Below are 17,052 nucleotides of genomic sequence, written 5' to 3' on the forward strand. Positions count from 1 at the left end.
TTCGAGTCCATCGGGCGGCTGTGCCGCCCGTCTGGCCGCACTAAGTGATCTCGGACCGGTCACCCTCGGATTAGTCTCTGACGTGCATTGATGATCCGGGCCGAGCCTATGTTCGAGGCGGTCTGCTGGCTTCATTGTGAACCTCGTTAGCTCGTTAGCTCGTTACTTCGTAGTCTCGTAATCTCGTTGGTTCGGTGGTGATTCCTTCCGAATCTCGATAGGATGGACCGTAACTGTTAACCGGAAACTGGGGGTGCCTGATGAAGGTCTACTCCGTGCAGGAGATCGCGGATCGACTCGAGGTGAAGCCCGAGACGGTCCGGTGGTGGCGGAGTCAAGATCCGGCCTTCCCTCAAGTGACTCAGGTGGGGCGGAGTTGGGGCCTCACCGAGGAGCGTCTGGAGGCTTGGATAGCGGTGAGAGGAGCGGACTCCGCCGGCCGCGTGAGCATCGGCGGGGCCCGGGGGAACCGTCCTGTGTGGACCCCCGCTCGGCTCGAGGTACTGCTCCGCCTCGTGGCCCTGCGCAGGGAGACACCGGCCCGCACGAGAAAGGACCTGGCTGCGGCGCTCAAGGTGCATCCCTCGACGGTGCGGCGTTGGTTGGCTCGACGTGGGACCTGGAAGGGGTCCGCAGCGGCGATCCCGGCTCGCCGTCTCGAGGAACTACTGCGAGAGGTTTCGCCCACCGGTGCGGATCTCGAGCGTGAACAGTTCCAGGAGGACAACGCCCAGAAGGCTCTGGAACGGCTGCGAGCTCGCCGGGTTCCGATGACGGCCTGGCGCGAGCAGGACTGGCTGTCCGCTCACCGCGTGTGGGTAGAGGACCAGGTCAACGGGACCTCTGTGGTGCGTCTGACGAGGGTGGGCACGCGCAGGGATCACGCCGAAGCGGGGTCGCAGAACGTGCGCTCGGTGGTCGTGGCCAACAGGTTCGAGGCGCAGCTGGTGAAGGCGGCAGTGTTGCGTGAGGTCTCCCCGTGGCGGGTGAGGCTGGCTGGGATGGCTGGTGGATCCGAGCGGTGGATCAGCGGAGCGAAGCTGCGCCCGCTCGAGGTGTTGCATGACGAGATCCGGAGGAAGAGCTCCCACGGGCCGGGGAGGGCGTGAGGATCAGATGATGGCTACCACCGGATCGACCTTGTACGAGATCCTCGGGGTCCCCTCGAATGCCTCACCGAGCGAGATCAAGGCCGCCTACCGCAAGCGAGCTCGGAAGACGCATCCTGACGTTGCAGGAGCCGAGATGAACGGGCTGTTCGTCCTCGTCCAACACGCGCACGAGGTGCTCTCCGACCCTGCTCAGCGCGCGCAGTACGACCGCACCATGAGCGGTGGCTATGCGGCGCCGGCTGCCCGGCCACCGCCGACCCCGACTGATCCTCCGCCTAGAGGATGGGTGCCCGGCGAACAGGTGCCTGGGGAGCTCTACAGCGGCCCTCTGCCGCGTGAAGGGCACGATCTGGGACGGATGCCCTGGATCGATCAGTTCGAGGGCATGGAGCGCTCGAGCGTGAGGATCACCGGGGCGGGGCTGCGCAGATGGCAATGGGTGCTCATCGGCGCCGCAGCGGCTGCGGGAGCGATCGTGCTGACGCAGCTGATGACGGTCGCGCTCATGCCGGTGATGGTCGGCATTCTGGGCGCACTGCGGATCTGGATGACGCGCAGGTTCCCTCGGAGGCTGACGGCCATCCTCGTGCTGACCACGGTGGCTCTCGCGGCCGTGAGCGTCTTCTACAGCTCGATCGGACCCTCGAGCTGGCAGCCCCCGGTCCTCGGCCTGGGTGGGGTCCTCATCCTGATCGGGGGCGTCTGGTGGGCGGTGTACGAGCTCGCGGTGCGAGAACGCGAGCGGGTGCCGCGAAAGGACATCCCGGAAGGGGTTCTACTGGGGAGAGCCCGGGGAAACCCTCTCGCACGCGAAGGAGGTCTTCGGCCTGGACCGCACCATGGACGGTGTCGAGGGTGAACGCCTGACGGCCGCGGAGATCGGCTACTTCCTGGGCTCCATCCCAGGGGTGAGGCTGGTGAACGGGCTCGCATTCCCTGGCTCCGAGACTGCTGATGTCGACCACGCGGTGCTCTGCGGTCGACGCGTGGCTCTGATCGACTCGAAGGCGTGGAAGCCGGCCACCTACGCCCTGGTCGCGGGACAGGACGCGATCCGGGTCGGCGGCCCTGAGGAGTGGAGCTACTTTCCGACGCACATGCGGACCGCGGTGGAGAGGTACCGAGCCAGCCTCGGAGGTCGCCGCCTCGGGGCTGAGGTCCGTGGATACATCGTGGTGCACCCGAAGTCGGTCGCGGAGGACCTCGAGCTGCTCAACGACAGGTCCGACGGGGTGGTGCGTCTGGTGACGGCCCGCGAGCTCATCGAGGAGCTCGGGGCGTGGTTCAGCGAGGACGAGGAGCAGGCCACCACGGTCGATCGACGGCTGCTGTCGTTCCTGCTACGGAGCTGACAGGCTCGCTCAGTCCGTACGCCTACAGGTTCGGCTGAACTGACGTCTGCACGAGGACTGCATGAACCGGGCCGTCTCCTGCCGACGGAGTCGCGAAGTCCCAGGAAGGGGCGAGATCCTCGATCCGGCGAATGGGCCTGAAGTCCATCATCCGTGCATTCCACTTCTCGGTGAGGACGTTGACCCAGACGTAGACCTCGTGCTCCTCGGCCTCCTCAAGGCTGACGTCTGAGGTGTCGAAGAAAGCTTTGGCCTTGAACGCTCCCGACGCCCCCTCGACGCTGCCCCGTGAGAGCTCGAAACGGGAAACCCGTAGACCGCCGTGGTTGCTGTCCACGATGACGGGGACGGATCCGCCGTCGGGATTGTCTGTGTGCAGAAGCTTGATCATGTTCTTGATCCTAGAGGCGGCGCTGGTGTGATCGCTCAGTCGAGTTTGATGTGGTCGATGTTCTCGAACGTCCAGCCGGGCACGTAGTTCGCGGAGTGGTGCTGCTGGAGCCAGTCGGTGACGGCGTTGTCACCGCCGCGCTCGTAGGCGTCGAACATCGCGTCGACGTCGGTGCCGGAGAGCTCGACACTGACCGTGCGGACGCGTGAGTAGCCCTTCCCCCCGCCCTCGGGGCCCTGGAGGCCATGGGTGGTGAGCTTGGTGCTCTTACGGCCGGAGAACCTCGAGCGGGACTGGTCCAGGGAGGCCTTGCGGCCCTTCTTCGTGCTCACAGCCTGGCGGGCCTTGACGCGCAGGTTGGACAGGTGATCGCTGCGAGGGGCGTTGCGCTGCTTGCGGTCCTCTCCCGCGATCCAACGCTGCACGCTGCGCTGGGAGACGCCGAGGGACTCGGCGGCGGCCCTGGTGTTCGGGCCGCCGCGCTTGGTGGTGCCGAACGCGCCGATGATCATGTCGCGGACGTTGCCGCCGGTGGGTGAGCCCTTGCGACCGGTGAGGCCCTGGAAGATGGACAGGTTAGGCATGCTCGATCACTCCTTCGTGGGGTCCCAGTCGGCGGGGACGATCAGGCTCGACTTGCCGCGCCAGTCGCGTCCGTTGAGGAAGTCGAGGTGATCGGCGAGCTGTGCTGATCCCTCGTGCTTGTACTGGCCGAAGCCGCGGCCGAGCTTGGCGGGGTCACCAGGCCAGGAAGCAATCGGGTCGGGTTCGGCGGAGAGGTAGCAGATCGTGTCGGTGCCGATCGCGATCGGCCACTGCTTGCCGTACTTGATGCCGTTGGTCATTGCCATGCGCAGGATGTTCGCGCGGGACTTGGCGATGATGTGGTGGCGGCGTTCGGGGGCGAAGCCCTGCTTGCCCTCCATCCAGGAGGCGGAGCCCATCATGCCGATCATGCGGGTGTAGACCGCCTTGAGGGCTTCGAGGGCGTGCTCGGTGTTGGTGAGGTCGATGATGCCGGCCTCGTCGGTGGGGTGCGCGAGTCGGTCGAGCTTCTGGAGCAGGGCGGTGCGGCCGATCTTGATCTGCTCGTAGAACGGCTGGAGTACGCGGCCGTGTTCGGGCCAGGTGTAGGCCTCGTGGATCTCGGGGGCATAGCCCTCGGCCTGGGCGAGCTCGAGGGTGGGGGTGGTGACCCAGATCGGGTGATCGGGGGCCTTGGTGCCGCCGGGGGCCAGGGGGTTGGGCATCCTCCAGTCGCCGCTCTCAGGGACATCGATCAGCCAGTACCCGGGCAGTCGCTTGTCGAAGGGCCGGCCGCTCGGGTGGTGGACCGGCTCCCCGATGCTGAGCTCGAGCGATGCGGCGCCGGCCATATACGAGCCGCCGCGGTCATAGGCGTGCAGGTAAGGCAGCTGGCGCTCCTGCTCGCTGGGGACGCGGGACCAGTCGAGATCGCGCTCGGTATTGGAGGCTTCGGCGGGAGGGACCGGCGTGTAGGGAGCGAACAGCTCTCGGGCCTTGCGGAGGACTGGCTTCTCGCTCCCCGGCGCGTTGATGTACATGCCCTTACGGCGAAGTGCCTTAGCAAGGTCGATGCCGGTCTGTCCGGGGTGCATGTACAGCGGGATTCCAACCGCTGTGGCGGCATCGCGGATCCGCTCGACGAGCTCGCTCGGGTGTGGGTTGTCTCCGAGCATGGGGTAGTCCTCCGGCAGCGCGCTCATCATCACGAGCATCGCGATCGGGGGGTTGTTGTCGTCGTGGTTCTGGGGGGCCCGGAAGACGCGGGTCCAGTTGCTCAGTGAGGTGCCCTTCCCACCGACGCGGTACCCCTGGCGCTCGGCGCGGGTGATCAGCTCATGCCCGGTGGTGAGCTTGCTCAGCTCGGAACGGACCTTCGTGGGGTCGTCTCCGAGCTGGTCGACGGGCAGGCCGAGCTTGAGGGCAGCAGCGGGGGTGATCCACAGCTGACCCACCTCGCTCAGCTCACCTTGAACGTGACCGATGCCGAGTGCAGGGACGAGCTCGGCGAGCTGTCCGACGTGCGTGAGCTCGGGCCAGGCGTGCCGCTTTCCGTCGGGGGTGTAGATCGAGTCGACGTCGAGCACGGCTGCCGGGCCGATCAGGGTGCCGGGGGCCTTCTGGGTGCGGACGACGTGGAAGGGACGTTCCTGGGTCTGCGGCTGCTCGGCCGGTGCCGGTGCCGGTGCCGGGGGCTGCGTAGCTGGCTGCGCATCGCGCTGCGGGGCCAGTGCCACGGCGGCATGGGCCTGTGCGGTGGCAGCAGGGGCGGTCGCCGCGGGCTGCTGCTGCACGGGGGCCGGCGACGGGCTGGCGGGGGTTGTGCTGCGACGCGTCAGGGGCGTGGGGCCCGTGGGCGCGCTCTTGCCGAACAGGCGGGGGTCACCGCCCTCGTCGTCGTCGGGGAACAGCTTCCCGAAGGGGATGACGAGAACGCGGGTCCTGGCCCCGATGCAGGGCAGGTTGCGGGTCTTGGTCATCTTCGGTGCCTTGCCGGGCTGGGTGGCGTCGGTGACGAGGATCCCCTCGTCATACAGGGCACGCTTGGCGGTGGCCTCGTCGAGCTCGATCGCGACGTCCATCGCGGTGCGTGCCTGTGCGAGCACGTGTGGCAGGGCCCGGGGCTCGAGGTAGATCTCGGGGCCGTTATCGCTGTCGGGGTTGATCCAACCCAGCGGGATCCCGCGTGCCTCGACACGTTCGGACATCGCTCCGCCCTGGCGCTTCCAGCCCAAGCGAGCAGCCAGGGGGAAGGGCGGGGCGGATCCGTCGTGGACATGGCTGAGGTAGGCGATGCCGGAGTGCAACGCGTACTGGAGCATCTCCCGGACGCGGCCGCCGGTGGAGGTGGGGATGTCGGGATCGACGGTGGCCTGCCAGGCCTCGAAGATGCTTTCGTTGAGGGTCGTCATCCAGCTCTGCGCGCTGTCGTCGTCGAGCACGCCGACGTCGCGGAGGAACTCCAGGAAGAGCTTGAAACCGACCCACATCTGCGTGATGGCGGCGCCGGGGCGCTCATCAGCGACGCCGCGAGTGAGGTAGTGCTGGCGCAGCCGGTGGAGCTCCTCGTCGGCGTCGAGGTTGGCCTGCTCGCGAACGAGCTGGGGGTCGTTCTTGGCGAGCCAGTGGATGAAGCTGCTCATCAGCAGCGTCCGCTGGAATCGGGGATCCGCCTTGGACTGCTGCTTCATGAGGTCCACGGAGACGTCGCCGGCGCGCAGCGGCAGGGGGAAGGTGCGCTGCTGACCGCTGCCGGCCTCGGGGGCGAACTCGGAGGTGAACAGTCCCGAGGCGTTGGGACGAGCACCGGGGTTGACGTCGTTGCCGTCGCGGGTGGCGCGGGAACGGCCGATGCGCTCGGCGATCATGCGCGCGTTCTCCTTCAAGGCGCGCTGGGCGTAGGAGATACCGCGGTCGGGGGCGGCATCATCGGCCCACCACACGCAGTCCTTCGCGCGGGACATCCCGATGCGTGCCGCGTTGGAGGTGTCGCCGGTGCCGGCGAGGCTCATGCAGGGCTTGTTGCGCTCCCAGGTCTCTCCGAAGAAGCTCATCGCCCACGAGGCCAGCGAGCTCTTGAGGGTGCCGGGAACGCCGACGAGCACGGTGATCATCGGGTTGTGGCCGATGACGGAGCGCATCATGAAGCCCAGCAGCGGAAGGATCACGCGCGGCGGGCAGTTCTCGACCATTGGCTCGATGGCTGTCGAGAACGCGGTGCGCAACTCATCGGCGTTGGTGCTCGGCGGCGGCAGCTGGACGCGGTTCAGCGGAGCGTCGAGGGCGACGGGGGCGTGTTCGTTGCCGTCACGGGTGAGGATGCCGCCAGCGTGGACGAAGCCCCAGTCGGCGGATCCGTCATCTGCCTTGCGGCGCCGCCAGCCGACGCCGCGGTACATGGTGCGGGCCTTGTAGCCGACGCTGACCTGGGTGATGGCTCGTGCGACCTCGGCGCGGCCGTTGGTCGTGGCGGCGTAGTCAACGGCGAAGTCGAGCCTCTCGAGCCACTTGCTGGAGGTGAAGTCGTCGGCATCGACCTTGGTGATGATCTGCTCGCCGGACAGGGGGTGGGTGTAGGCGACCAGGTACTGCTTGAGGTCACCTGTGCCGGTGCGGGTTTCCTGGATCCCGTCGACGGCGGCTGCCGTCACATCGTTGACGCGGATCTGGTCGACGAAGTCTGCGTCATCCAGCTCCTCGTTCGCGTCGCGAGCGATGATGCGTGCGTCCAGGTCCAGGATGCGCTTGAGGTTGCGGACGTACTCGCCCTCGCCGCCCTTCGCGGGCTTCCACTCCTCCTTGCAGATCTGCCCGTTGATCAGCACGTACGTCGGGGCGGAGATCTCCACGTCGAACTGTCGAGAGGTACGACCCGCATTGGCGTCCTGCACCAGCTCTGGTGCGGGACCAACCGCGGGCACTGCCGCAGAGGTAGGGGCCTCAGTGATCGGCTGTGGGGCCTCGGTGGGCAGCTGGAGCGCAGGTGGGATATCGCGGCCGATGTGCTCGTGGAGAGTGCGGGCGAGACGGATGCCCCGCTCGCGGGTGGTGTGGGCAAGGCGCACGGCCTCCTCGGCCCAGCCCGTCTTGGCGACCGTGGCGTAGCGCTCGACGGTCGTCGTGGTCTCGGTGAGCTTCTCGAGGCGGACCTCGGACTCGATCGTCCAGCGGGTCGCTCGCTTGCGGTGGGTCTCGGCCGCCTTGGGGGCCGACTCGGCCCGCTCCTTGGCAGCCTCGAGGTGGGCCCGGGCCTCACGGTCGGCCTCCTCGACGCGGGAGAGGGCACCCTCGAGCTGGGAAGCTGCGGCCCAAGTGTGCAGTTCGGCCAGGGACGTCTCGATCAGGTCCTCGAGAGTGCCCTCATCGGCGACATGGTCTGTCAGGTCGGTCTTCGCCTCGAGGGTGCGGGGCAGGAACGCACGCACGTCAGCACGACCCTCGAGGGCCTCGAGCAGCTGCGCGCCGCGCTTGTAGCCGGCGCCGTCGCGGTCGACGACGACGCGGATAGCACCGCCCTCGAGCATGTCGAGCATGGCATCGGAGAGGGAACCTGCGCCGCCCGCGTTAGTGGCGGCGACGACGCCGAGGCGCTCCTCGGCGGTGTGGACGTCCTTCTCCCCCTCGAGGATCCAGACCGTCTCGTCGTCGGCCAGAGCGTCGACCAGCTCAGGGCAGCGGTACCAGGTGGGCTCGAACCCCTGCGGCTTCTTTGACACCTGCCCCTTGGACGTGAAGTACGTCTGGGTGAAGGTCTTCCGCCGCTCCCCCGCTGCGTTGGTGGCTTCCTTACGGATGACCTGCTGGATCACCTCGCCGTCGGGCTGGGCATAGTCGTACGTCGCGGTGACCTGCCAGTTGAGCTCCTCCTCGGCTTCGCGCTCTGGAGCGGCGATCGGGGCGGGCAGCGGGCCGATCTTCCCCCAGCGCTTGCCGCTGCGGCGTCGCGTCGTCGACCGCCCGACGCGGTCTTCGCGGGGCGGGAGCGGCCGATCGAACAGGTCGGTGACCTCGAGGCCGAGAGCGGCAGCGATGTCGCGAACCTCGCCCTGGCAACCGAAGCACCGCAGCAGAACGCGCCCGTCATCGCCAGGCACGTAGCTGACGTGCAGAGACGCCTCGTTGTCGTCGTGGATCGGGCAACGGGCCTTGAAGTCGGTGGCGGTGCCCTTCATTGGGTCACCACGCTGCGCCAGCGCGTCCCTCACGCGGTGCAGTGATGCCTGGGGCTGCGGCGTGTCCTCGGCCGGAGGTCCTTGCATAGGCAGGGTCATCGAGTATCCTCGAAAGTGCTTTGGGAGCAGACATGGTCTGCTCATTGGGTATCTCAGTAGTCCTCGTTCGCCGCCAAGCTCGGAGGACTCAAGCTTCGGAAGCCCCTCACCTGCAAGTGAGGGGCTTCCTGCATGTCAGGCAGACATTCGGGCCTCCGAATCGGGGAGCCGCAGCTGAGCGTCGCCCGGCTGTCCGTCGGGGATGTACGAAGGCACAGGGAACCCGTGTTCGATGGCCAGCAGACGGGTGAGGTAGTCACCACGGGTGAGACCGTCGCGATGTGCTCGGCGATCGACCTCGTCCCGAATGGAGCTCGGAGTGAGGAAGCTGACCGGTTTGCGGTCGCCTCTATGCGGCTGGGGCATGGCATCTCCTCGTCTGCTAGCAGTGCCTGTGCGGACCAAACTACAGCCGTGTAACTAGGAATCTGAACATGATTCAGCTTGGGCGTGTCGCCGTTCCTCTGGGTGTGCCGGTGAGCCTTCATGCCCGGTTACCGCGATTGTGAGGCCCTGCTGTGACATACCCGAGCAGACTCGTAACCTCGTAACCTCCAGCTCCCTCGCGCTCGCGAGCGCGTTACGCGTACACATACGACCTCTTGGCCCGAAAAGGGTGCGAGCGGTGCGAGCAGTGCTAGATGTGCTGGTCAAGGCTCTAAAACTGCTCGCACCGATGGGTGCGAGCAGGGTGCGAGCAGGGGGTGCGAGCAGGGTGTGAGCGCCGCAAAAGACACGCCTCACCCCTACTCTCGCGCGGGGGAATCTGGGGGATGTGCGCGGAGAATCTGCGGTTGAGGGGTCTCGCTCGGGAGAACCTCGGCCGGCTGAGCGGAGGTGCGCAGATAGGCCCCGCCCGCCACCTCTCCCCCGTCGAGGAATGTCGCGCTCCGGCGTGTCGTCCCCCCGTGGGAAGGTGAGCGGATGAGCGATCGCAGGCCACCCGAGCTGACGGTGACCAACCGGCTGCCCGCGGTGGGTACCCCGGGTGCGCGCCCGATGGGTAACATCCCCGTTCTGGTGCGGCTCGTGCTTGAGGACGGCACGGAGATGTGGCGGCCCGCAAGGGCGAACAGGTGGACGGCCACTCAGGCCCTCGTTATCTGGCAGAACGATCAAAGCAACCCGTGGTCCACGCAGATGTGTTGGCTCGCCACGAAAGACATCGCCCAGGTCCTTCGTGGTGATACCGCAGCGCTCGAACCTCTGTGGAGACGGATCCATGACTGAATGCGCCCCAAATCGCCGGGGTACAAGGTTACGAGGTTACGAGATTACGAGGTAGCGAAGTTACGAGACTACGAAGGTGCACGCGCACGAGGTGCCGAGGGTACAAGGAAACGAAGCTACGAGACTACGAGGTTACGAAGCCTGTAGTTTGCGGTCCTATGGCGTGGCGCAGTAGAAGCAAATGTGCAGGTCGGCATGATGGTGGCATGACTTCCGGACTGTGGCCGCGTGAGCCTTCACCAAGGTTCGCACAATGGCTTGGGGAGCTCGACGAGTGGAGGAGGGTGCACGCGCCCTCTGGACGCCGCTTCCAGGCGACCGCTGACTACAGTTCCCAGCTCTATTGCGAGCACGGCGGAGTCGACGAAGTCGGCACGGTGGCTGACCTGGCCTGGATCGCGCGCACCGGGGAAGAGATCAAGAGGTCGCAGCGGGTGGTGTGGGATGTACACGCCCGTGAGGTGCTCGAGGCGGCTCGGGAGGGTGGTTTCGCGGCGACGGCGGAGGCGCTGCGCGAGTCCACCGAGTGGATCCGCCGGCTGGCACGGGATGGGCAGCCGGTGAGGGAGGGGAGCGACGCTGCACGATGGGCGAGCGAGGTGCTGGGAGCATGTCCGCCAAACCCACTGGTCCGCGCCGAGGAGGTCTGGGGTCTGTGGGAGGCTCTCGCGACTGCGCGGCGCACGTGCGAGGGTCTGCGGGACCGGCTGCTGATCGAGCTTGATGACAAAGGGTATCCGCGCACGCGGATGGCCGAGGGGCTGGGCTGGTCCTATGGCCGGCTGCGGCGCCGCCTGGTGCGCCTCGCGGATGAGCGCGCAGATCGCATCCAGAGGGCGCGACAGGGAGAGGTGCCGGGGGTCATCGATCTAGAGTCGCGAAGAGCCCGCCCCCGGGGACGGCGCGGGTAGATCGCTCTCGGTATCCAGGAGGGCCGCCCACCACGCTGGTGCGCGGTGAGCGGCCCTCTGGGTCACCCTTGCCGATGCCGACCTGCGGCCGTGCGGTGCGTGTTTGCGCCGACCTCACGCTTCGCCCTGATGAGCGCCGTCGCCAGGTTGATGCTTGCGGTGACCAGCGCAATCACGGCCACGATGATGCCCGCTGCTTCGCCCGTCGTCTGCTCCTTCCCACCCCGGGTTCGCCTCCGGAGCGCATTGACGGTACCGGGTTCGACCGACGGTTGAGGGAGCTCGCGAGGCCACATGGCGTGTCCTCGGTGAGTCGTCGGGCAGGCCTCCGGACCGGACTCGTTGGCCTCAGGAGGTGGCGGGCCTGCCCGGGCGGGTGTTGCGGGTCTCGAGCCACCGTTCGACGGCTGCTTTGGCCATCAGCGGCCCCTGAGCGGTCACGATGACCGGGGCCGGGAAGCCGTCGATCTTCGTAAACGCGCGGGCGCGCTGCCGCGAGACGCTCGCCATCTCGGCGATCTCTGCGTAGCCGACAACCCCCGGGAACACGGGCTGCTCAAGCTCGCGGTCCAGGGCGTCGCCATCACGCACCTCCATGCCGACGACGTCAGCCGTGGGCACGCTCTTCTGGAGCGCGGCCCGAACGATGGCGATCGCGTGCGCGAGGGCATCCTCCAGGTGGGTCGACTCAAGGAAGAGCATGACCGATCCGTGGAGTCCGTCGCGGCTGAGGGACCCGGCAGGGGAGTGGTCGGCGAGCTCGTCCAGGAGGGCTTCGAGGGCGTCGTCTGCGGTGGTGGCGGTGCTCGCCCAATCGAGGCGGGCGTGCCAGGTGGTGGGCATGTTGTTCTCCTTCGTATTGGTGGTGCGGGTAGAGGAGGTGCTGGTGAGTGTTGGGATCCGCGGCTAGGGTGAGGGGGTCGGGTGGCCACCCGACCCCCTCGTCGTCTAGACGTCGAAGCCGCTCCTTCGGAGCATCGCCCTGGCGTTCTTGATCGATCGCCAGTCGGAGTTCGTCAGGTGAATCATCACTGGGTCCCGTTCCTTGTCGGGCGGGTAGATCATCCATCCGGACTTCTTCTCGTCGATCCGCGCGCCCTGTGCCAGCAGGGTCTTGCGGAGCTTCTTCAGATCCTTGTCGATCGGGATCACCTCCTCTCTATATTGTTGTCAACGGGAACAGCGTAACACTAACTGTTCCCATTGACAACAATAGAGAAGGGGTCTGCAAAAACTGCTGGTCAGAGCGGTACTTTTGGTCGGATCTGCGGACCTCGTAGGTTCGGAACCTCTTAGGTTCGGAACCTCGTAGGTTCGTAGGTCAGGTCGTGGCCACAGGGATGACGAGGACCAACAGCGTGGCCAGTATCAGGCCGGGGCCGAATGGGACGTGGCCGCGGATGCCTCGTCGTCTCCGCACCAGGCTCCACCCCAGGGTGGCAATGCAGCCCAGCCAGATGCCCGCGAGCATCATCAACGGGGATATGAAGCCGGTGTAGAGCGCGAGGGCAGCGACCAGGATGACGTCGCCGAAGCCGAGGCCGCCGCGGGCGATGACGAACAGGAGCAGCATCAATGCGGTGGCGATGCCGCAGGAGATGGCAGCCCACACCAGGTGCTCGAATCCGACCCAGACCGCGGCGATCGGGAGCGCAACGGCGCCGGCGCCGAACAGGCCAAGGTTCAGCGGCAGCGGCAACCGGGACTCACGTGCATCGGTGACAACCATCGGCAGCGCGAGCAGCACAAAGAGGGCGAAGGCAGGCCAGAGCTGAGGAGTGAGGAGGTACATCGGCGCTACCGCTCCTGAGGGCTGCGAGGGCTGGGCATGGTCGTGTCCTTCGTCCGGTGGGTGATCACCCTGTTACCGCGGCGGAGGCGGGTTCGTGTGACCGATGGGGACACTCTTGCTGGTCCTCGGGGCCGACCGGTGCTAATCAGCGGGCGCGAAGGACGGGCTCAGCTGGCGGCGTAGGCCGCACGGATCTCTGAGGACACGCGGCCTCGGTCGGCGATCTCGTACCCGTTGACCCGAGCCCACTCGCGGATCCGCTTCGTCTCGTCGCTGCGCCCGCGAGAGGCGCCTCGTCGGGCGCGGCCGCCGACGCGACGGGCATGCTCCATCCACGCCGCGAAGTCGTCGCGGAGCTTCTGGGCGTTCTTGTCGTTGAGATCGATCTCGTAGGTGACGCCGTCGAGGGTGAAGCCGATCGTCGATGTGGCTGCGGAGCCGTCGAGGTCGTCGGACAGGATGATGCGGGTCTTGCGGGCCATTCTGGGAGTCCTCCTGCGTAGATACTGCGTTCGGGGTAGAGGGTCAGCGAATACGCTTACGGTACTCTCCACCGCCACCACAAGAGGATCCCCCATGAACAAGCAGCAGAGACTCAGAAATATCGCGGAAGGATTGCTCGGCGGGCTTTCAGCTATTGGTTTCGAGGGCCCTTGGGGTTGGCCGCATCACCGGTGGGAAGGTGCCTTCTATCGGGCATGGCGATCGTGGCCACCGTCGACGCGCTCCGATGTCTTCCGGACCTTCAAGGTCGGTGGGTCCGCGGACGGAAGGGCATCGCAGGGGCGAGACATCTTGTTCTCTGTCAAGGGGACCTCACCCTTCGCAGAGTTCAGCACTATGCCGTTGAACCAAGAGCCTATGGGGCTGACTCCGGAGGAGTATCTCGAGGCCTGGGTTGAGGGCGCGACTCCTCAGGAGTGGATGGATCTAGCCCGGATGTTCCTGCATGAGATGGACGAATCGCTCCCGGCGTGAGGCTTCGCAGTCTCGGGTTGCACCAGTCGGCTGAAGGTACAGCCGACTTACTCGGGTAGGCAGAGCCGGGCCCCGCGGTCAGGGGGAACCGCGGGGCCCGAACAATCGTGGGGCGGTCAGCCGCCGAAGGAGAGGACCGTGCCAATGAGAGCAACGGACAGCTCCTCGTCGGGGTACTCCGCGCGGACGTAGTCGACGGCATCGAGATACTGCTGCCTCCGCTCGCGGGTGAGCTCGTCCCAGGCGTGGCGATCAGCGTCGGTCACGAAGTCGGGGTAGGTGGTGGTCCGGTCAGCAGCGCTCATGACGTGTGTCCTGTTCTGGTGTACTCGTCGGCTTCATCGTAGTCCTGGAACGATCTCGGTTTGGGACGGCCGAGCTCTTCGTATTGGTTTTGCGTCACCATGAAGGTGATATCGGGTTCTCCGCGAGGTGGGGCGACCCTGCTCATCGCCGAATAATCCCAGCCATCGGGTGCGAAGTCCCGGTTGAAGGGGATCGAGGCGACTTTCACGAAGCCGCTGCGGGCGTAGATCTTCGGCAGGAACGTGTCGAAGCACTCGAGGTGTGTCCCGCCGCGCTCCGCTGCGACGGGCAGCAGTGCACGCGACGCACCGCGACTGCTGCCGTCGGAGTACACCGCCGAGATCTCGCCGCTGTGGCGGACGGCCGCGCCGGCGCGGCCGTCGGCAAGCACGAGCATCGTGGGGAAGTCACGTTGGAGCTCGGTGGGGGTGGCCCGCGTGACCTGCTTCCCGGCAGCGTCCTGGGAGTATCGCTCCGCGAGGCCGCTGCTATAGGACCGGGCCGACGTCGGCCCGGTGACCTCGAGAACGGTGTGGCCATGCGAGGTGTGCGCGTGCGTGACGCGGAAGGACCCTCCGGGCAGCGTGAGCGGCTTCCCGGTGGGGGAGTTGGCGACGTAGCGGTTGATGTCCGCGGTCAGCTGCTCGGCGTCATAGGAACCGCCAGCGGCAGTTCGCTCGGTGATGTGCTCCTGGAGCCCGGTGCGGGTCTGGATCAGATCAGCCCGAGCAGCCTCCAGGCGCGAGGAGATCTCCTCGTGCTCGGCGGTGTCGGGCGAGGTCTCGACGAGCTGCTGCTCGAGCTTGTCGACCCGCAGGCGTTGATGCGCATGGCAACGTCGGCCACCTTCGGCTTGGAACTGGCACATCGGATCTCCGATCAGCTCGCGGTAAGAGGAGACATCCGGATGGCGTCCCCCGTCCCTCTACCGCGGCTGAGTGCCCCTCGTGTGACAGTTCAGCTCGAACTCGTGGTGTTCTCGAGTTCTAGGTGTACTGACCGGGGACGTTGATTGACGGCGTCGGACGCACGGGGATACTTCGTCTGACCTAGGCTGGCCCGAAGTCCAGAGCGGCGCGGTAGGCGTCGATGAAGGTTGCGACGCCATTAGGGAAAGTCGCCTCGCCGCAGGCCGCCCCGGCGGGCATGCCGAACAGGTGGCGGGTCCACGCGCGAAGCGGGAGCGAGAGATGGACGAGGCACGACGAGTGTTCGGTCTCCCACCCGCGAAGAAGCCTGCACGCGAGCTCAGGACCTACGGCTTCGGTGGCAGCGTGACGGCTTCTCGCTGACCGTTCCTGTGGCGCGACTCCGCGCGAGGGGTCAAACCGGCTCTTCGCCGATCCGGTAGGGAGTGAGGGGCTCGGCGCGGTGAGCGGTGGGTAGGGGTCGAGGTCCCCGAGGATCAGGAGCGACCAAGCTGCCTGATCGATTTCGAGGACCTCGACGTGTCTCACGCTACGGGGTGCACCGATGCGCCCACCACCGCTGATCCCTGCTCGCGTTGCGACGTCTTGGTCGGCCTGGACGGGGTGCATGTCGAGACGGTCGAGCGGGATGCAGCCTTGATGACGGTGACGGTCTCGACGACGTGGCAGCTGATGGGGTGCCCGGACTGCGGGGTCGTGGCCCCCAGTCGTGGGCGGCGCGCTCGGGTGCTGCACGACGTGCCGCACGGTGATGTGCGCGTCCAGGTCGTGTGGCGCCAACGGGTGTGGCGCTGTCCGGAGCAGGTCTGCGCGCGCGGGACGTTCGCCGAGCAGGTCCCGACCTTGGTCGCCGCGCGAGGGTCTCTCACGGTCCGGGCGGTGGCTTGGGCGATCGGGCAGCTGCGCCGCGAGCACGCCACGATCGCCGGCCTGGCCCGCCAGCTCGGGGTCGGGTGGTGGACGCTGTGGCGCGCGGTCAAGCCGCAGCTCGAGCACCTCGCCAGCGAGGAGTCCCGCTTCGAGGGTGTCACCTCGCTGGGCGTCGATGAGCACATCTGGCACCACCGTGACCCGCGCACGCGCGGACCGAAGGAACTGACCGGGATGGTCGACCTGACCCGTGACCAGCACGGACGCACCCACGCCCGGCTGCTGGACCTGGTCCCGGGCCGCTCGAAGAAGGCCTACGCAGACTGGCTCACCGAGCGCGGCGCCGACTTCCGCGCCGGGATCGAGGTCGCCGCCCTGGACCCGTTCGGCGGCTACAAGGCCGCGATCGACGCCGAGCTCGCTGACGCGACCGCGGTCCTGGATGCGTTCCACGTCGTCAAGCTCGGCACCCAGGTCGTCGACGAAGTCCGTCGCCGCATCCAGCAGGACACCCGCGGGCATCGCGGCCGCAAGGGCGAGCCGCTGTTCGGGATCCAGACCATCCTGCGCGCCGGTGCGGAGAACCTCACCGACCGCCAGCTCGCCCGGCTCGCCACCGCGATCGAGGCCGACGAAGCACACGAAGCCGTCTACGTGGCCTGGCGCTGCGCCCAAGACCTGCGAGCCGCCTACCGCGCAAAGAGCACCCTTGAGGGCAGGGCTCGAGCCGAGAAGATCCTCGAGTCGTTCCACACCTGCCCGATCCCCGAGGTCGCCCGCCTGGGAAGGACCCTTCGCCGCTGGCGCGAGGCGTTCCTGGCCTACTTCAGCACCGAACGTGCAAACAACGGCGGCACGGAGGCGATCAACGGCATCATCGAACTCCACCGACGCCTCGCACGCGGCTACCGCAACCGCGACAACTACCGCCTCCGCATGCTCCTCGCCGCCGGCGGCCTCAAGACCTGATCCCCACCGGATCGGCGAAGAGCCGTCAAACCACGGGGAGGAAGGCGTTGAGTCGCCGCATCAACTCCTCGGCCCGGTCCAGCGTCGAAGTGGCCAGGGACGCCTTGCCAAGCGCCCCGCGCATCAGGGCACCCGCAGGGGCGTAGTGGTTGAACTGTCCACCGTTGATGCCTTCCGCTGCAAAGTACTCCTGGACTCGACTGGTGAGCCGGTCTCCCTTGGGGATATCGGAGGCGACAACCTTACGGCCCTTCAAAACTCCTTGGTATGACTCGTTGACCAACTTCAGATAGACGGCACCAGTGAAGAGGTCTTCCAGGTCAGCCTCCTGCTTGTTGAGGACTTCGCCCACCTGGACGATCCCCGTGTTCCCAAGACGGCCCAGTTCCTTCAGGCGCTGAATCGTCTTGGCCTCCC

Annotated in this window: 17 protein-coding genes; 7 read left to right on the top strand and 10 right to left on the bottom strand. The window is 67.0% G+C overall.

What is annotated here, in order from left to right:
• The first annotated feature begins 476 nt into the window (after nucleotides 1–476).
• From ACT3T5_RS18885 to ACT3T5_RS18895, 3 genes are read left to right on the top strand one after another with little or no spacing between them, the layout of a single operon-like run.
• Nucleotides 477–1,109 (top strand): hypothetical protein, encoded by a 633-nt coding sequence (locus ACT3T5_RS18885; RefSeq protein ID WP_444595245.1) that lies wholly within the window; start codon nucleotides 477–479, stop codon nucleotides 1,107–1,109.
• A gap of 10 nt (nucleotides 1,110–1,119) precedes the next feature.
• Nucleotides 1,120–1,971, top strand: coding sequence for a J domain-containing protein (locus ACT3T5_RS18890; protein ID WP_444595246.1), 852 nt, complete (start codon nucleotides 1,120–1,122; stop codon nucleotides 1,969–1,971).
• Entirely contained in the window at nucleotides 1,952–2,464 is a 513-nt protein-coding gene (locus ACT3T5_RS18895; protein ID WP_444595247.1) for a nuclease-related domain-containing protein, read from the top strand. Before ACT3T5_RS18890 ends, ACT3T5_RS18895 begins: the two co-directional genes overlap by 20 nt.
• Before the next feature lie 22 nt (nucleotides 2,465–2,486).
• On the opposite strand, the gene ACT3T5_RS18900 is transcribed toward ACT3T5_RS18895, so the two are convergent.
• Genes ACT3T5_RS18900 through ACT3T5_RS18910 form a run of 3 tightly spaced genes read right to left on the bottom strand, consistent with a single transcriptional unit; the run spans nucleotide 2,487 to nucleotide 8,551 of the window.
• A complete protein-coding gene (locus tag ACT3T5_RS18900; protein ID WP_444595248.1) occupies nucleotides 2,487–2,855 on the bottom strand; it encodes a hypothetical protein in 369 nt (122 codons plus the stop codon).
• A 35-nt stretch (nucleotides 2,856–2,890) separates the two neighbouring features.
• Complete coding sequence (locus ACT3T5_RS18905; protein WP_444595249.1) at nucleotides 2,891–3,439, bottom strand: helix-turn-helix domain-containing protein; 549 nt, start codon at nucleotides 3,437–3,439, stop codon at nucleotides 2,891–2,893.
• A gap of 6 nt (nucleotides 3,440–3,445) precedes the next feature.
• Nucleotides 3,446–8,551 carry a hypothetical protein gene (locus tag ACT3T5_RS18910; protein WP_444595250.1) on the bottom strand — a complete coding sequence of 1,702 codons (5,106 nt, stop codon included), beginning with the start codon at nucleotides 8,549–8,551 and terminating at the stop codon, nucleotides 3,446–3,448.
• A gap of 1,023 nt (nucleotides 8,552–9,574) precedes the next feature.
• On the opposite strand from ACT3T5_RS18910, the gene ACT3T5_RS18915 reads away from it, so the two are divergent.
• Complete coding sequence (locus tag ACT3T5_RS18915; RefSeq protein ID WP_444595251.1) at nucleotides 9,575–9,880, top strand: hypothetical protein; 306 nt, start codon at nucleotides 9,575–9,577, stop codon at nucleotides 9,878–9,880.
• A 206-nt stretch (nucleotides 9,881–10,086) separates the two neighbouring features.
• On the top strand, nucleotides 10,087–10,791 hold the full coding sequence (locus ACT3T5_RS18920) for a hypothetical protein (RefSeq protein WP_444595252.1): 705 nt from the start codon (nucleotides 10,087–10,089) through the stop codon (nucleotides 10,789–10,791).
• A gap of 348 nt (nucleotides 10,792–11,139) precedes the next feature.
• Here ACT3T5_RS18920 and ACT3T5_RS18925 read toward each other — a convergent pair whose 3' ends face one another.
• The 4 genes from ACT3T5_RS18925 to ACT3T5_RS18940 all read right to left on the bottom strand — a co-directional run bounded on the left by ACT3T5_RS18925 (nucleotide 11,140) and on the right by ACT3T5_RS18940 (nucleotide 13,065).
• A complete protein-coding gene (locus ACT3T5_RS18925; protein ID WP_444595253.1) occupies nucleotides 11,140–11,634 on the bottom strand; it encodes a hypothetical protein in 495 nt (164 codons plus the stop codon).
• A 105-nt stretch (nucleotides 11,635–11,739) separates the two neighbouring features.
• Nucleotides 11,740–11,943, bottom strand: coding sequence for a hypothetical protein (locus tag ACT3T5_RS18930; RefSeq protein WP_089066487.1), 204 nt, complete (start codon nucleotides 11,941–11,943; stop codon nucleotides 11,740–11,742).
• A gap of 169 nt (nucleotides 11,944–12,112) precedes the next feature.
• Nucleotides 12,113–12,583, bottom strand: coding sequence for a prepilin peptidase (locus ACT3T5_RS18935; protein ID WP_444595254.1), 471 nt, complete (start codon nucleotides 12,581–12,583; stop codon nucleotides 12,113–12,115).
• A gap of 167 nt (nucleotides 12,584–12,750) precedes the next feature.
• On the bottom strand, nucleotides 12,751–13,065 hold the full coding sequence (locus ACT3T5_RS18940) for a histone-like nucleoid-structuring protein Lsr2 (protein ID WP_444595255.1): 315 nt from the start codon (nucleotides 13,063–13,065) through the stop codon (nucleotides 12,751–12,753).
• Between the two features lie 94 nt (nucleotides 13,066–13,159).
• Between ACT3T5_RS18940 and ACT3T5_RS18945 the strand changes: the two genes are divergently transcribed.
• Nucleotides 13,160–13,561 carry a hypothetical protein gene (locus ACT3T5_RS18945; RefSeq protein ID WP_444595256.1) on the top strand — a complete coding sequence of 134 codons (402 nt, stop codon included), beginning with the start codon at nucleotides 13,160–13,162 and terminating at the stop codon, nucleotides 13,559–13,561.
• Between the two features lie 116 nt (nucleotides 13,562–13,677).
• Here the strand turns inward: ACT3T5_RS18945 and ACT3T5_RS18950 are convergent, their stop codons facing one another.
• Together ACT3T5_RS18950 and ACT3T5_RS18955 are read right to left on the bottom strand one after the other, a co-directional pair.
• The gene (locus tag ACT3T5_RS18950; protein WP_444595257.1) at nucleotides 13,678–13,866 is read right to left on the bottom strand and encodes a hypothetical protein; all 189 of its coding nucleotides are present in this window, start codon (nucleotides 13,864–13,866) and stop codon (nucleotides 13,678–13,680) included.
• Nucleotides 13,863–14,735, bottom strand: a complete 873-nt coding sequence (locus tag ACT3T5_RS18955; protein WP_444595258.1) for a hypothetical protein — start codon at nucleotides 14,733–14,735, stop codon at nucleotides 13,863–13,865. Before ACT3T5_RS18955 ends, ACT3T5_RS18950 begins: the two co-directional genes overlap by 4 nt.
• A 580-nt stretch (nucleotides 14,736–15,315) precedes the next feature.
• Here ACT3T5_RS18955 and ACT3T5_RS18960 point away from each other — a divergent pair.
• Complete coding sequence (locus tag ACT3T5_RS18960) at nucleotides 15,316–16,635, top strand: ISL3 family transposase (protein ID WP_444595259.1); 1,320 nt, start codon at nucleotides 15,316–15,318, stop codon at nucleotides 16,633–16,635.
• Nucleotides 16,636–16,660: 25 nt separating this feature from the next.
• Here the strand turns inward: ACT3T5_RS18960 and ACT3T5_RS18965 are convergent.
• Nucleotides 16,661–17,052 (bottom strand): hypothetical protein (locus ACT3T5_RS18965; RefSeq protein WP_444595260.1); only part of this gene is annotated, 392 nt, incomplete at its 5' end.

The organism is Brachybacterium sp. AOP3-A1-3 (genome assembly GCF_052378285.1).
In the GTDB taxonomy this organism is placed as follows: Bacteria; Actinomycetota; Actinomycetes; order Actinomycetales; family Dermabacteraceae; genus Brachybacterium.

Bases quoted from the DNA above. Each gene is read 5' to 3' on its own strand.
- ACT3T5_RS18935 (WP_444595254.1), bottom strand. From the start codon at position 12,583: ATGTACCTCCTCACTCCTCAGCTCTGGCCTGCCTTCGCCCTCTTTGTG.
- ACT3T5_RS18890 (WP_444595246.1), top strand. From the start codon at position 1,120: ATGGCTACCACCGGATCGACCTTGTACGAGATCCTCGGGGTCCCCTCG.
- ACT3T5_RS18910 (WP_444595250.1), bottom strand. From the start codon at position 8,551: ATGAAGGGCACCGCCACCGACTTCAAGGCCCGTTGCCCGATCCACGAC.
- ACT3T5_RS18900 (WP_444595248.1), bottom strand. From the start codon at position 2,855: ATGATCAAGCTTCTGCACACAGACAATCCCGACGGCGGATCCGTCCCC.
- ACT3T5_RS18940 (WP_444595255.1), bottom strand. From the start codon at position 13,065: ATGGCCCGCAAGACCCGCATCATCCTGTCCGACGACCTCGACGGCTCC.
- ACT3T5_RS18955 (WP_444595258.1), bottom strand. From the start codon at position 14,735: ATGTGCCAGTTCCAAGCCGAAGGTGGCCGACGTTGCCATGCGCATCAA.
- ACT3T5_RS18920 (WP_444595252.1), top strand. From the start codon at position 10,087: ATGACTTCCGGACTGTGGCCGCGTGAGCCTTCACCAAGGTTCGCACAA.
- ACT3T5_RS18945 (WP_444595256.1), top strand. From the start codon at position 13,160: ATGAACAAGCAGCAGAGACTCAGAAATATCGCGGAAGGATTGCTCGGC.
- ACT3T5_RS18950 (WP_444595257.1), bottom strand. From the start codon at position 13,866: ATGAGCGCTGCTGACCGGACCACCACCTACCCCGACTTCGTGACCGAC.
- ACT3T5_RS18905 (WP_444595249.1), bottom strand. From the start codon at position 3,439: ATGCCTAACCTGTCCATCTTCCAGGGCCTCACCGGTCGCAAGGGCTCA.
- ACT3T5_RS18915 (WP_444595251.1), top strand. From the start codon at position 9,575: ATGAGCGATCGCAGGCCACCCGAGCTGACGGTGACCAACCGGCTGCCC.
- ACT3T5_RS18895 (WP_444595247.1), top strand. From the start codon at position 1,952: ATGGACGGTGTCGAGGGTGAACGCCTGACGGCCGCGGAGATCGGCTAC.
- ACT3T5_RS18925 (WP_444595253.1), bottom strand. From the start codon at position 11,634: ATGCCCACCACCTGGCACGCCCGCCTCGATTGGGCGAGCACCGCCACC.